Raw genomic sequence first — 14054 nt, forward strand, 5'->3', positions numbered from 1 at the left:
GCGGTTCACTCCGTTCAAGCGGGTCAGGGCGATCTTGCTGGAACGGACTGAGCGCCTCCGGTTGGGACTGCTCAACCAGGACTCCAGTTGCTCGCCCAAACCCGGGCGCTATCAACGGAGAGCGAATCACCGAATGAGCACTTTCGAGTATGAAATTCGGAGCAGCAGCAGAATCACGGCATCATGGCATCCAGAGATGACACCGAAAACGAAGCCTACAAAGGCTTCACCAACAGTGCCTGCCCGTTCATGCCCTGCCACCGGGGCATCACCCGGGCATTCAATTGCCTGTTTTGTTACTGCCCGCTGATGGCCTATGACTGTCCTGGGCCTTACACGGTTTTTACCGATCCCCAGGGCAAGCCACACAAGGATTGCAGCGACTGTACCCTGCCCCATGACGGTTACCGCCAGTCCTGGCACTTTATTCAGAAGGGGCTGGAACGCCCAGTGTTCTGGAATGGCTGCCCTCAGACCCGCCACCGGATCGTGCAACCAGAGGACGACAGATCCTCTGGTCCGTGAGCACCATCCTTAAAACATTCCCCCGCAGTACAGGAGATGGTAAAAGACTGTTCAGCGGCCTTGGTGGATCAACGCTATCTCCAGTCCACCAGATTAGATAGACTGGATCTTTTGTCGAGCCGGAACCGGGATGAACCATTGGACGCTCCGCCGCACCCTGGTGGTGCTGACCGTTGCATTGGGAGTGGGCCTGTTACTGACCGGGCTGGTGATTCACCAGGCCGACCGTGACCTGCGGGGACAATTGCTCGATCAGGTAGAGCAGATCGCCCAATCACTGGATCCGAATCAGGTGCTTGCTCTGGGTGGCCAGCCCCAGGATGTCCATCTGGAAGCCTATCAGTCCCTGCTGTCCCGGCTCATGGCCGTGCGAGACAATGACCCCCGACTGGCCTACCTGTACCTCATGGGGCGCAACGAGGCCGGTGAAATCATCTATTTGCTGGACCTGGAGTATGCCCCCTGGGAGGACGGGCTGGCATTACCCCCCGGCTCGGTGTTCGGCACCCCCTCCCCGGAACTGATCGCCGTGTTCACTGCCGCTGAACCCTTCGTGGAGGGGCCAGTCACCGATGAATGGGGCACCTGGGTCAGCGCCATTACTCCGATCCTCCATCCGGGTCATGGTCAGGTCATGGCCATTCTGGGCATCGACGTGGATGCAGGACGCTGGCGCATGGATGTGGCTGGGCGGGTGGCCCTGCCCCTGGCCCTGTTCTGGAGCCTGTTCATCGGTCTGGCTGCTGCCCTGATCACCCCCAGGGGCCACCCGGGTTCTCCCCGGCCCATCCTGGGCCGCCTGCTGGTTCCCCTGGCGCTGATGATCCTGCTGCTGGTGGTGGGGTTTAACACCACCCTGATCTGGTTGCAGGCAGAACAGATCCACCAGTCCAGTCGACAGGCCCATGAGGAGGCCCTGCGGGATGTTCAGCGCCAACTGGGGGAATGGAGCCGCCATCTGGCCCTGGGGGCCATATTGCTGCGGGATGATCCCGGCCTGCGGGCATTGGTGCAGGATCCCGGTCGCTGGCCTGCTGCCGTCACGCCGGCATTGTATCGGGTGGAGCAACATGGACTGGGGGTGGTACTCCAGGACAGCAGCGGACGATGTCTGTTGTGTCCCGATAACATGCCGATGCACCCGGTCAATCTGCCCGGATACCCGGCGGACCACCCGGACCATCTGCCCCGTATCGTGCAGGAACCGGCTACGGGGCAGCTGTTCCTGTATGGCGCCTGGGCCATCCCGGAAACCGTGGAGGATGGCGAGGCCGCGGGAACACTGGCCCTGTTTCAGTCCCTGGACAGGATTCTCTCCAGCGGTCATCGGCGCCCGGACGTGGAACTGGCTTTTTTGACGCTCCCGATGGCAACGGACAGACAGCCAGTGGCCTATGTGTCCCGACTCGGGTTGGCCCCAGTCCTGGACGCGCTGAAGGAAGATCCTCCCTTGCACACCCTGGTGACCAGAACGTTTCAGGACCGGCCCTGGCATATCACGGCCTTTCCGCTTCAGGATGCCGCGGGCTACCGAATCGGTACCCTGCTGGCACTACATGACATTGCCGATGCCCGAGCCAGCCACCAACGGGTGATCTATCTGGCCATGGCCTCCGCCATGATCTTGCTGGCGGGACTGTTCAGCTTTTTGTTCGTGCTGCTGCGGCGTACCGATACAGACATTCGCCGGCACCGCCGGGCGCTGGAAGCAGCAAAAAAGGATGCCCTGATAGCCAGCCAGGCCAAAAGCGATTTTCTGGCCAACATGAGCCACGAAATCCGTACCCCCATGAATGGCATCATTGGTATGGCGGAACTGCTGCGACAAACCCCGCTCGACGAGGAGCAGACCCGTTATAGCGACGCCCTGCTTGACAGCACCCGAACCCTGCTGGATCTGCTGAACAATATCCTGGAATTCTCCCGGATCGAGCATGGCAAACTGGAACTGGATACCCGTGATTTCTCCCTCACAGACCTGGTGACGGATCTGGAGCATACCCTGGGTCCGATGGCCCACGCCAAGGGGCTGATCCTGACCCATACCATCGCCCCCCAGGTGCCCACACAGCTCTGTGGCGACCCTGTCCGGCTGCGCCAGATCCTGTTCAATCTCATGGAAAACGGGATTAAATTCACCCACGAAGGCGGGGTCACCCTGGATATTGAGGTGCAGACCATGACCACGGAGGGCATTGTGCTGCAATTTCGGGTCATCGACACCGGCATCGGTATTCCCAGGAACAAGCAGCATCTGCTGTTCGAGAAATTCTCCCAGGTAGACCCATCCTCCACCCGGCGCTATGGTGGCACTGGACTGGGGCTGGCCATTTGCCGTCAACTGGTGGCCCTCATGGGCGGAGAGATCCGGGTAGAGAGTCAGGGGATGGGCCAGGGCACCACCTTGACCTTCACCCTGCCATTTGCGTCACCCCATCAGACCGCCGATACTCAATCTGAAACGGATGTCCGGCATCGCCTTCTCCACAAGGGTGACACCCCGACGGTAGAATCAATGCTGGTATTTGACCATGCCGGACTGCGCCAGCGGCTATTGGGTGACAACGAACTGATCCAGCAGATCATCGCCACTGCCATGGAAGACATTCCGCGACAGATCCAGGCCATCGAAACCGGGCTGGCCAGCGGGGACAGGGATCTGGCCACCCTTGCCCGCCAGGCCCATACCCTCAAGGGCGTGGCAGCCAGTATCGGCGGCGAGCGTCTGCGAGCCGTTGCCCAGCGTCTGGAAGCCGCCGTCACCGCCGGTGACCTGGCAGCGGTAAAGGCGGTACTGCCGGATCTGCGCGCACAATGGACCGATTTGATGACCGCCATGCAACAGACGCTGGATCAGATCGGCCCGGAGGATAGATGATCCCACTGACCCATCATGAGATGCTCAAACTGGTGGCCCCCTTTTCACGGGATGGCCGCCGGGTGGATCTGGCAACTACGGACCGGCAGGCACGCACCGTCGTCTTTCAGCCCGTCGAGCATGCGTCGGTGGGTCTGGCCGGCCTGCGCCTGACGGAAACCCTGACCCTGGAAAACCCCAAGGCCGACCAGTTCCGCCTGGTCCGGACCCTGACCCATGCCTCGGGCATCCAGGCCACGCTGGAGGTGGAAGGCCCCACGGTGGAAGGGGTCTACCGGCAGCTCACCAAGGTGGCCCCGGCCCAGCAGTTCATGCGGGTGGATGGGGTGCTGGCGGCCCTGGATTACCGCGTCCGGCGGGTGGCGCGGCGCCGTCTGCAGGGCGGGGAAATCTGGCCCATGCGCTTTGCGGGGGGCGAGGCCCTGGTGGCCGGTCGACGCCTGACCCTGGACGCCCGTCAGGTAGAGGGTCTGCCGGCCAGGCTGGTGCTGGAAAAACCATCCGCCGGGGAAGTGGCCCTGCCCGCCGATCTGCTGGCCGTGCGAGGCCGGGCCTGGCGCCCCCTGCAGGCCACCGACAGCGGCTGGAAGTCCACCATCAAACTGGCCCATCGGGAGCCAGCGCGTTCCGATGACGGGGAAACCAAGTTTGCCCAGACCATTTCCCATCTGGTGGCGGTATTCTCCCGCCCTCCCGAGGATTTTCATGCCCGCTTCCTGCGTCGGCGCTGGCAGGTGGTCTTTTGGCGCAGCCTGCCGGTCCAGGGGGTACTGGGCATCCTGGCGCTGGTGCCCGTGTTATACCTGCTGGGCGCCGGGCGGGAAGAACCCTTGCCCCTGTGGACCCCCGGCATTCCCCCGGTCCTGCTGCTGCTGGTTTTCTGGAGCTGGTCGCGGGAGGTGCCGGTACTGGAGATCCCGCCCCCGCCCAGACCCCTGGACCTGCCCGCCTGGACCCGGGATACCGATGCCTGAGCCGATATGGCACAGTCCCAAACGATCAACCCCGAGGACGGATATAACGCATGCAAGGCAATCCCATGAACATCCCCGCAGTTTCCATCGCCGCGGCCAAGCAGGCCCTGATCGAGCAATATGCCGATCCGGTGCTGCGGCGCAGGGCCTCCATGCTGTGGGGGACCCGGGGGGTGGGGAAATCCTCCATCGTTGCCCAGTTGGCCCGGCATTATGACGTCCCCCTGGTGGACCTGCGCCTGACCACCATCGAACCGGTGGACATTCGCGGCGCCATCTACGCCGACGAACAGCAGTCTCGCACCGTCTGGTTTCCGCCGGAATTCCTGCCCGAGGCCGATACGCCCGAAGGCGTCCTGTTCCTGGACGAGCTGACCGCCGCGGACCAGCGCCTGCAGATCTCCGCCTATTCCCTGATCCTGGACCGCCGTGTCGGCCATTACCACCTGCCCGAAGGCTGGATGGTGGTGGCGGCCGGTAACGCCCGCTTCCACGGCGCCGTGAGCCACGACATGGGCACGGCCCTGGCGGACCGCATGTTCCACTTCAACGTGCAGACGGTGATCGATGCCTTTCTGGAGCATGCCCTGGCGCGGGGATTCGCCCCCGAGGTCATGGCCTACCTCAAGGTGCGCGCCGACAAGCTGGACGATACCCAGACCCAGCTGGCCAACGACTACCTGATCGGCGCCAGCCCCCGGGGCTGGGAAGACATTTCCAACGTGCTCAAGTCGGGGATGTCGGACAGCGCCAAGCGCCTGTTTGTCCAGGGACGCATCGGTGCCGCCAACGCGGCGGAATTCTTCGGCGTGTTGCGGGAAATCCAGGCCGGGGTGGACGTCACCCGTCTGCTGGACGCCGCCCCCGGCAAGGAGACGGCAGCCCTGCTGCCCCGCACCCTGGACGGCCTGTACGGCATGATTTACGGCCTGCTGGCGGCGGTGACGGGGGAGCACGGCATGGCCCGGGCCCTGGAGATCGTGGAGCAGTATCCGGACATCCGCGGCGACGTGCCCCTGCCCATCCGCGAAGCCCAGACCCTCACCATGGAACTGCTCATGCACCGGGCCCTGTCCCTGGGGCTGGAGAATGCGGTGCTGGGCAGCCCGGTCTACGGGCGCTACATGGAACAGCGCGAGGGATGAACACACCCGCCTTCACCACCGGCCCCACCCACCGGGGCACCCGTGCCATCCAGACCCTGGTGGAGTTCGCGCCGTCCACGGGCGGCCTGGCCCTGTGGGTGCAGCACCGTGACCTGCCGGATGGCCGTGAGGCCATCACCGTCGCCAATGATGGTCATACCATTTTTTACGGCCCCGCCTTCGAACGACTGCCCCATCCCCAGCAGGTGGGTCTGGTGGCCCATCAGGTATTGCACGTGGCCCTGCGCCACCCCCAGCGCATGCAGGCCATCGCCCGACTGAGGGGCAGCGTGGACCCGGACCTCTTCAATATCTGCGCCGACGCCATCGTCAACAGCAGCCTCGGGCACCTCACCTGGATGGCCCTGCCCAAGGGTTCCGTCACCCTGTCCAGCCTGTTGGGCGACGTGTTGCAGATCCAGCAGAGCGAGGAAAAATCCTTGCTGGAATGGGACGTGGAACGCCTCTATCGCCAGATCGACGACCGTCGGCCCAGCGACTCGTCTTCCCGGCAAGCCAGTCAGTCATCCCGGGAGGGTGACGGCGGCTCGGGACCCGCCCGGGAAGGGCAGGGCGGTCAGGCCCAGGCCATGGAAGACGGCCCCCGGGCGGCCCGGACCCGTCAACTGGGGGCGGACATTCTGAGGGATCTGCTGCCCTCCGACGAGGATGCCCTCAAACCGGAAACCGTGGCGGAGCAGAGCCGGGAATGGGCGCAGCGCATCACCCGTGCCCACGCCGGGGACGGGGACTTTTCCATGCTGCGGGGCCTCATCGCCGATCTGCCCCGGGTGAAGGTGCCCTGGGAACAGGTGCTGCGCACCCGGGTCAGCCGGGGACTGGCCCGCCGACCGGAAGTGTCCTGGTCCCGGCCCTCCCGGTCCTACTTGGCCAATCGGGGGCGGGCACCGGGAGGGCGACGCATGCCCTGGGAACCAGGTATGGTCACCGCCGCCTCGGTGCCCCGTCTGGTGCTGGTGGTGGACGTGTCCGGCTCCATCGACGAGGCTCTGCTGGGCCGTTTCGCCACCGAGATCGAGGCCATCACCCGGCGCACGGAATCCCGCCTGGTGGTGATCATCGGCGATACCCGGGTGCGGGCGGTGGAAGAGCTGGAGCCGGGGGTATCCAACCTGCGGGACATCGTCTTCGAAGGCGGCGGGGGCACGGACTTCACACCCTTGCTGCAGGCCGCGGATCGCTACCGGCCCGACATGGGCGTGGTGCTCACGGATCTGCAGGGGCCGGCCGGGTTTCGGCCCGGCTGGCCCGTGCTGTGGGTGGTCTCGGCGGCCTTTGAGGATGCCGAACCCCCCTTCGGCACCCGGCTGGTGCTGACCGACTGAGGCTTACGGCATCAGCCGGGTCAGCCCCCAGCCCGCCTCATCCCGGTGGTAGCGGAACCGGTCATGGAGCCGGTTATCCCGGCCCTGCCAGAACTCGAAGGTCTCCGGCACCAGTCTGAACCCGATCCAGCTCTCCGGCCTGGGCACGTCCCCGTCCGGATGACGTTCCTGTACCGCCTTGAGACGGGCCTCCAGGGCATCCCGACCGGCGATGGGGGCGCTCTGGTGGGAGGCCGCCGCCGCCAGTCGGCTGCCCGGCGGACGGCTGCGGAAATACGCCTCCGCCTCCGCCTCGGTCAGACGCTCCACGATCCCCTCCAACCGGATCTGCCGCTCCAGCGGCGCCCAGAAAAACAGCAGACAGGCCCGGGGATTGTGGGCCAGTTCCCGTCCCTTCTGACTGCGGGTATCGGAATACCAGCATAGCCCCCGGGTATCCAGATGCTTGAGCAGGACCATGCGCTGGGAGGGCTGACCGTGGTCATTCACCGTGGCCAGGGCCATGGCGGTGGCATCGGGCTGGTCCTCTGCCTCCGCCAGCCAGCGGCCCAGTTGCACGAAGGGATCGGCGGCCAGGTCCGCCCGTCGCAGGCTGCCCCGGCTATAGTCACGGCGGGTCTGTCGGTGGTCGATCTGGGTCATGACTGGCTCCGGCAACGGCCCAGGATCTCGCCGGCGGCGATGGTCCCGGACAGGATGGTGGGGGGCACCCCCGGTCCCGGCACGGTGAGCTGGCCGGCAAAGTACAGGTTATCCAGCTTGCGGCTTTGCATGCGGGGCTTGAGGAAGGCCGTCTGCATCAGGGTGTTGGCCAGGCCGTAGGCATTGCCCTTGAAGGCATGATAATCCTCGGTGAAGTCATTCTGGGCATAACTGCGGCAATACACCACATGCTCGCGGATGGACTGGCCGGTGATGGCCTCGATGCGGTCCATGATGAGGGTGTAGTAACGATCGCGCACGGCCTGGGTATCCTCCAGCCCCGGGGCCACCGGGATCAGGACCATGAGGTTTTCCTGGCCTTCCGGTGCCACGGAAGGGTCGGTCCGGGAAGTGACATTGATGTACAGGGAGGGTTCCGTGGGCCACTGGGGATCTTCATAAATCTGTGCCGCATGGGCCTCGAAATCCGCGTCGAACAGCAGGGTGTGGTGCAACAGCCCCTCCAGCTTCCTGTTCACTCCCATGTAGAAGATCAGGGAGGAGGGGGACATCACCCGCTTGTCCCAGTAGGCTTGGTCGTAGGTGCGGGCTTCCCGGGGCAGCAGGACCTGTTCCATGTGGTGATAGTCGCCGGAGGCGATGATGAAATCCGCCTCGAACCGCCCCTGGTTCGTCTCCACCGCCACCGCCTTGCCGTCCCGGGTGTCGATGCGGGTGGCCTCGGTACTGAAGTGGAACGTCACCCCCTGTTCCTCCGCCAGCCGGTGCATGGCCCGGGCCAGCTGGTGCATGCCCCCCATGGGATACCAGGTGCCCAGCTTGATATCACCATAGTTCATCATGCTGTACAGGGCCGGGGTGGTGCGGCCCGTCCCCCCCAGGAACAGGATGGGGAACTCCAGCATGCGCTGGATGCGGGGACTCTTGAAGTAGCGGCTGATGTGGCTGCGGAAGGAGCGCAGCAGGTGCATGGAAAACAGATACTTGAGCAGCCGCAGCTGGGCGAACTCCATGATGGACAGACAGGGCTTGTTGGCGAACTCGCCGATGCCCACGGTGTACTTCACCTCGGCCTCCTGCATGAAGGCCCGCAGCTGCGCCCCGGCGCCGGGTTCGATGCCCTCGAACAGGGCTTCTGCTTCTTCCATGCTGGCGGGGATCTCCACATAATCATCCTTGCCGAAATAGATCCGATAGGACGGGTCCAGCCGTTTGAGCTCGAAATAGTCCGACACCCGACGGTCGAAGCGGGCGAAGAAGTCATCGATCACATCGGGCATCCAGTACCAGCTGGGTCCCATGTCAAAGGTGAACCCTTGCGCCGAGAACTGTCGCCCCCGTCCGCCGGGGATGTCGTGGCGTTCGATCACGGTCACGTCCATCCCTTCCCGGGCCAGGGTGGCCGCCGCCGCCATGCCGGAAAAGCCGGCACCGATGATGGTGATCTTCTTCTTGTTCGTCATGGAGTTATCTGGATCTCTGGTCGATGGGAAGAAAGGCCACACGATACAAGAAAACGGGGGGGTGGGGTGCCCAAAAACCGCAAAATCGGGAAATGGCCATCATACCGAGCCGGTGGTAGGATGCTACGGCAGTTTACGGATGATCGTTCATTTCAAGGCACAGGGGGCAATCATGGATTTTTCAGATCCGGCTGCAGTCGAAACCTGGGAGTCTGTCGATGATCGGGTGATGGGTGGGGTTTCACGCAGTGGCCTGCGCCATGATCCGGCGGGCTTTGCGGTGTTTGAAGGGGTGATGTCCCTGGAGCAGGGGGGCGGTTTTGCCTCGGTACGCAGCGGTTTGTTGCCGGGGTTTGCCCCTGAAACCGATGCCCTGGTCCTTGAAGTCTTCGGCGACGGCAAGGTGTATAAGCTCTCGTTGCGCATGGATGAGCGATTGGATGGCATCAGCTATCAGGCCCCGTTTCAACCGGCGGCGGGTGTCTGGACCCAGGTTCGGTTGCCTGTTCAGGACTTCGTGCCTGGGTATCACGGGCGCCCGGTATCCCAGGCACCGCCATTATCGCCGGAGCAGGTCCGGCGGATGGGTCTGATGATTGCCAGACAGACCGCCCCGCCAGGGGTCGCGACCGGGTCCAGGGAAGCGGCGGAGGCGGGCGTGAGTTCGGGACATTCACAGGCCGGTTCTTTCCGGCTGGCCATTCGGTCAATCAGCCATCGGGCGACCGCTGACCCTGCCTCGGGTTCGTGAGTTGGCACGCGCCATGACCCCGCATTCCCCCCTGCCGGCTCGCGCCTGGCGGGGGAGAATGTGGGGGAAGACATTGTTCAGCTGACGCCGTACTCCACCAGCAGATCTTCGTCTCTGACGATCATCTGACAAGCCAGACGCCATTGGGAGGGGATGTCATCCACGGACATCCGCTCAATGTCATCGCTGGTGAGCTTGCCAAGTTGTTGCAGTACCGTCTGTTCCTTGGCCGTCAAAGGGCCACCCTTGGGCGTATTTTTGTCCAGATGGGTCACCTTGACCAGACAGGTGCCGCATTCCCCGTCCTGGCAGTCAAACTGGATGGGCAGCTTGCTTTCCTTGGCGATCTTCAGGATGGTTTCCGTATGGCTGCCGGCAACAGCATAGACGGTCTTGTCCTTGTAATCCGGGTGGGTGAAGGTGATGTTGGGCATGGGGGTGATCTCCTCAAGGTCAATCAAATGATGGTGGATCAGACCGGGCGCACGGTGGCGTCACCGAGCACCTGAGCCTGACAGGCCAGTCGCTGGTGCCGGCCAGCGTTGTTTTCTCGCAATACCTTGTGTTCCACCACGGAAGGTTCGGTGAGGTTGTTCCAGCCTTCCTCCACTTCCATCAGGCAGGTGCCGCAATCCCCTTCGCGGCAGCCGTAGATGATCCCCGAGCCCACTTTTTCCGAGATCTCGATCACCCGTACTCCCACCGGGGCACTTACGGTGAGATTGATGTCCTTAAACGTCAGTTTGGCCTTGGCCACGGTGCATTCTCCTCGTTGTTGTCAACTTGCAACCGGGAGAATGCAATATCCGTACCTTTTTCTTTTTTATTTATTTTCTATTTAAATTCAATATCTTAAAAATTAAAAATCCATCCATGCCATATCAAATGCATGTCAACTTCAAGACATTTTCCAACCATGGTTGGACTTTGCACCGCAAAAAAAAGCCCCGCCACGATGACATGGCAGGGCTTTGTCGCATAAGGGGCTTATGCATGTTATGTGGCGGAGAGGGAGGGATTCGAACCCTCGATACGGGGTTACCGTATACACACTTTCCAGGCGTGCGCCTTCGACCGCTCGGCCACCTCTCCGCTGATTGTTTCGCTACACTGCGGTAGCGATTGATCCGGCGGGCCTGGCCCGTCTCGATCAAGGTGCCGAAAGATACCTGAATCTTTCTGGTTTGGCAAATCCCTTTGCCAATTTTTTAGCTGTCCTGACGAGGCGGCGTGCCCTGGGGCAGATAGCTGGCGGGGAAAGCGGTGACGTTGGCCCCCAACTCGCTGATCTTGGCCACACCTTCCTTTTCCACCTCGTCGATGCGGATGATGGCATGCATCGGGATCAGACTGCGGGTGACCGATGCAAATTCGGTCTTGAGCTTTTCCTCACCGGGGTCCACCACGATGGCGCTGCGCTCGCCGAAGATCAGCTCTTCCACCACCACGAAACCATACATCTCGCTTTGGTACACCTGGCGGGCAAACACCTCGTACACCTTGCCCTGATTGATGAAACAGACTCGATAGATATGCTTGGAACTGGCCATGTCGTCTCTACAAAGGGTGACGGAATACCACCGCCGGGAATAGGGGCGGCAGGCTATTCTAGCAGAGCGGACCAGTGCGTCTCCGTCCTACCACAGGGTTCCGTTACGCCAGTCCCGGATCACCAACCCCAGCAGCACCAGGATGCACAGGGTCGTGATGATGGTGGCGGTCACGATCAATACGGTCAAAAAACCCACAGATGCCATGACAAACTCCCGGGCCTAATGTCTGGGCGGCGGTTCGTTGAGGGTTTTCCAGTCAAAGGACTGGGGCCACAGCCAGGTGGTCAACAGCACGATCACCATGGATACGGCTGCCCCCACCAGAGCACCCACATAAAAACCGATCAGGAAATAGGCGCTGATTCCCGCCAGACTACCCAGCACCATGGCCAAAGAAGCGCCAATGCGGTTGGTCTGACGCCAGTAAAGGCCGGCAGCGATGGGCCAGATGGTACTGGCCACAAAGGCGCCAGTGAAATGCAGCAGTTCCGCCAGGGTGGTGATCCGGGGCAGGCAGAGCATCCAGGCGATGATGCCCAGTAACAAAATGGTGACTTTGGTGGCCGTGCGCAAATGGGCCGCCGTGGCTTGAGGACGCAAATGCCGGTAGTAGATATCCCGAACCACCAGCATGGCCGTGGCCGCCAGCAGGGAGTCCAGGCTGGAGGCCAGGGCAGCAAACACCATCACCAGCACAATGACGGCTCCCGCCAGTCCCAGCAGTTCCGAGGCGACAATGGGACCCACCATGTCGGCGGCGGGGATATTGGCACCCAGGGCCGGTGCAGCCAAAGCGATAAACCCTGCCACAATGGGAATCGGTGCCCAGAAAATACCTGCCAGCAAATAAGCCCACATGCCCACCCCCTCACGGAAGGAGTAAGCCCGGGTCCACCAGACGTTGGAATGGAAAATTTCGCCCATGCCAAAGAGCAGGTTATTGAACAGGAACATGATGGCCGCCGGCATCAACAGGGTCAGCAGCTCCGGCCGCTCCAGTTGCAGACCCAGGTGAATATCGTCAAAGCCAATGCGGCCAATGACCAACCAGGCGATGACCACCAGCCCCACCAGAATCAGGATCGACTGAATAAAATCGGTGCCGATGACAGCGCGAAAACCACCAATGAGGGTGTAGGCTACACAGGCGGCCAGAATCACCGTCATGCCCTGCCAGTAGGGGATGCCGGAGAGGGCATGGGTAAGCACGCCGCCGGCCATGCCCAGACTCACCAGCCAGCCAAAACTGTAAAACAGGGAAATGGCCAGAAAAATCCGCCAGGCCACCGGGCCGTAGCGCAGCCGGACAAAGTCGCCACTGGTATAGCCATAGGGCATGAGCTGTCGAATGCGCTTGGCCAGCGGTGCAAACAGCAACAATCCCACCGAACCCAGGGCATAGCCAATCATGCCCCATAGCCCGATCTGATAGGCCAACTGTGGGGCCATCATGGTGGTATTGCTGGTGACCCAGGTGGCCATGGCGGTGGCGGTTCCCACCGCCAGCCCCACCTTGCGGCCGGCCAGTACGAACTGGTCCAGTTCCTTGTCCCGGCGACCAAAGTACCAGCCCATCCCCAGGTACAGGGCGGTGAACAGGGCGATCAGGAACCAGGCCAGCCCCGGTTCCAGAATGGCGGTTTCCTGAATGCTCATCAAACTTTCCTGCCGGTGACGATCAGGGCAATGGTGGCCAGAAATACCACAGCACCAGTGAGAAACAAGGTCAGGGCCTGACCCAGGGAGTGATGGGCCACGGTCACCATCAGGGGTTCGCTCCACGGGGAATGGCCGCCATCGGCTACAGTGGCACGGACCCGGTAATGGAAGATGCCATCACTGCGACCACTGATCACGGTGGCCCGGTCGGCCCCTTCATAGAGCACCCGCACCTGACGGAAATCATCGTATCGGGATTCTTCCAGGCGGTAGAGGGTGCCATCGGCCCCCTCCAGACCCCAGCGAAGCTGGTAATAACCAGCGCGAGCCATCTGGGTACTGACATCCAGTGTGGGCACACCCTGGGCGAAGACGGACGCCGGCATCAGCAGGATGATGCTCAGCGCAAAGGCCCACAGGGCATGGGGTGCATGACGATGTGGCATGACGGTCTCTGCTTGCGAAGGGCTTTCTCCTCGTGTTTTAACCCTAGACCCCAAGCCGGGCCGGGTCAAGGCCACATTGATACGTGACTGCTCCCCGCCCTAAGCGCTGACGCGCCACGGGCGAGGCTTCCCACTTCTCAGGCAGCAGCCGGCGATGTGCCGGGCTTACGCAAGCCTCCATGGGCAGAGACGGACAGCCCTTCCGCCTTCAACTTTACTATGCCTTGATGCTTGATGTTCAGCGCCGCGTTGATATCCCGGTCATGTTGTGTGTGGCAGGCCGGGCATTCCCACGACCGGACGTTCAACGGCATGGCGTCCCTCTTGTGCTGGCAGACATGGCAGGTTTTGGAGCTGGCAAACCACGGGTCGATCTTGCGGCCGTTGGAGTCAATGGCCAGATGGGACAGCCCCATATCCAGGCCAACGATCCTGGCGGCATCAACGTCTTTCAGCGGTGCCGGGGCGGCCTGCTCTGTTTCAAACAGCAAGGAGGCGTAGTGCTTGCCGGTGACGGTGCGGGTCAGGGTGATGCTTTTCAGTGTGCCCTCGACCCTCCGGTGCACCCTGGCCCTGATCGGTCCAAGCTTGGGCACCTTGATCCAGTCGTCGCCGGCCTTGACGCCGACACAGTGATAGCTGGATTGTTTG

General features: G+C 62.5%; 14 protein-coding genes and 1 tRNA gene. 6 read left to right on the forward strand and 9 right to left on the reverse strand.

The window, feature by feature from the left end:
* Nucleotides 1–183: 183 nt before the first annotated feature.
* The 5 genes from BMX62_RS11945 to BMX62_RS11965 all read left to right on the forward strand — a co-directional run bounded on the left by BMX62_RS11945 (nt 184) and on the right by BMX62_RS11965 (nt 6868).
* A complete protein-coding gene (locus BMX62_RS11945) occupies nt 184–525 on the forward strand; it encodes a cysteine-rich small domain-containing protein (RefSeq protein WP_090209383.1) in 342 nt (113 codons plus the stop codon).
* A 130-nt stretch (nt 526–655) separates the two neighbouring features.
* On the forward strand, nt 656–3403 hold the full coding sequence (locus BMX62_RS11950) for a hybrid sensor histidine kinase/response regulator (RefSeq protein ID WP_090209386.1): 2748 nt from the start codon (nt 656–658) through the stop codon (nt 3401–3403).
* Nucleotides 3400–4377 carry a hypothetical protein gene (locus BMX62_RS11955; RefSeq protein WP_090209389.1) on the forward strand — a complete coding sequence of 326 codons (978 nt, stop codon included), beginning with the start codon at nt 3400–3402 and terminating at the stop codon, nt 4375–4377. Before BMX62_RS11950 ends, BMX62_RS11955 begins: the two co-directional genes overlap by 4 nt.
* Nucleotides 4378–4427: 50 nt before the next feature.
* A complete protein-coding gene (locus tag BMX62_RS11960) occupies nt 4428–5522 on the forward strand; it encodes an AAA family ATPase (protein ID WP_090209392.1) in 1095 nt (364 codons plus the stop codon).
* Entirely contained in the window at nt 5519–6868 is a 1350-nt protein-coding gene (locus tag BMX62_RS11965; RefSeq protein ID WP_090209396.1) for a vWA domain-containing protein, read from the forward strand. The genes BMX62_RS11960 and BMX62_RS11965 overlap by 4 nt, the downstream gene beginning before the upstream one ends.
* 3 nt (nt 6869–6871) lie before the next feature.
* On the opposite strand, the gene pdxH is transcribed toward BMX62_RS11965, so the two are convergent.
* A complete protein-coding gene (pdxH, locus tag BMX62_RS11970) occupies nt 6872–7510 on the reverse strand; it encodes a pyridoxamine 5'-phosphate oxidase (protein WP_090209400.1) in 639 nt (212 codons plus the stop codon).
* Nucleotides 7507–8994 (reverse strand): phytoene desaturase family protein, encoded by a 1488-nt coding sequence (locus BMX62_RS11975; protein ID WP_090209404.1) that lies wholly within the window; start codon nt 8992–8994, stop codon nt 7507–7509. Before BMX62_RS11975 ends, pdxH begins: the two co-directional genes overlap by 4 nt.
* Nucleotides 8995–9166: 172 nt before the next feature.
* On the opposite strand from BMX62_RS11975, the gene BMX62_RS11980 reads away from it, so the two are divergent.
* Nucleotides 9167–9745, forward strand: coding sequence for a CIA30 family protein (locus tag BMX62_RS11980; protein WP_202906269.1), 579 nt, complete (start codon nt 9167–9169; stop codon nt 9743–9745).
* 77 nt (nt 9746–9822) lie between these two features.
* Here the strand turns inward: BMX62_RS11980 and BMX62_RS11985 are convergent, their stop codons facing one another.
* The 7 genes from BMX62_RS11985 to BMX62_RS12015 form a co-directional block, all read right to left on the reverse strand.
* Nucleotides 9823–10179, reverse strand: a complete 357-nt coding sequence (locus tag BMX62_RS11985) for a 2Fe-2S iron-sulfur cluster-binding protein (protein ID WP_090209411.1) — start codon at nt 10177–10179, stop codon at nt 9823–9825.
* A 38-nt stretch (nt 10180–10217) separates the two neighbouring features.
* Complete coding sequence (locus BMX62_RS11990; RefSeq protein WP_090209413.1) at nt 10218–10502, reverse strand: 2Fe-2S iron-sulfur cluster-binding protein; 285 nt, start codon at nt 10500–10502, stop codon at nt 10218–10220.
* Nucleotides 10503–10746: 244 nt separating this feature from the next.
* Nucleotides 10747–10837: transfer RNA gene (locus tag BMX62_RS11995), tRNA-Ser, on the reverse strand.
* A 116-nt stretch (nt 10838–10953) separates the two neighbouring features.
* On the reverse strand, nt 10954–11295 hold the full coding sequence (locus BMX62_RS12000; protein WP_090209416.1) for a DUF1820 family protein: 342 nt from the start codon (nt 11293–11295) through the stop codon (nt 10954–10956).
* 222 nt (nt 11296–11517) lie between these two features.
* Nucleotides 11518–12954, reverse strand: a complete 1437-nt coding sequence (locus tag BMX62_RS12005) for a sodium:solute symporter family protein (RefSeq protein ID WP_090209420.1) — start codon at nt 12952–12954, stop codon at nt 11518–11520.
* A complete protein-coding gene (locus BMX62_RS12010) occupies nt 12954–13403 on the reverse strand; it encodes a hypothetical protein (RefSeq protein WP_090209424.1) in 450 nt (149 codons plus the stop codon). Before BMX62_RS12010 ends, BMX62_RS12005 begins: the two co-directional genes overlap by 1 nt.
* Before the next feature lie 137 nt (nt 13404–13540).
* Nucleotides 13541–14054, reverse strand: a 514-nt coding sequence (locus BMX62_RS12015; protein ID WP_143339785.1) for a zinc ribbon domain-containing protein, incomplete at its 5' end; no start/stop codon positions are given.

This window comes from Ectothiorhodospira magna (genome assembly GCF_900110965.1).
Lineage (GTDB): Bacteria > Pseudomonadota > Gammaproteobacteria > Ectothiorhodospirales > Ectothiorhodospiraceae > Ectothiorhodospira > Ectothiorhodospira magna.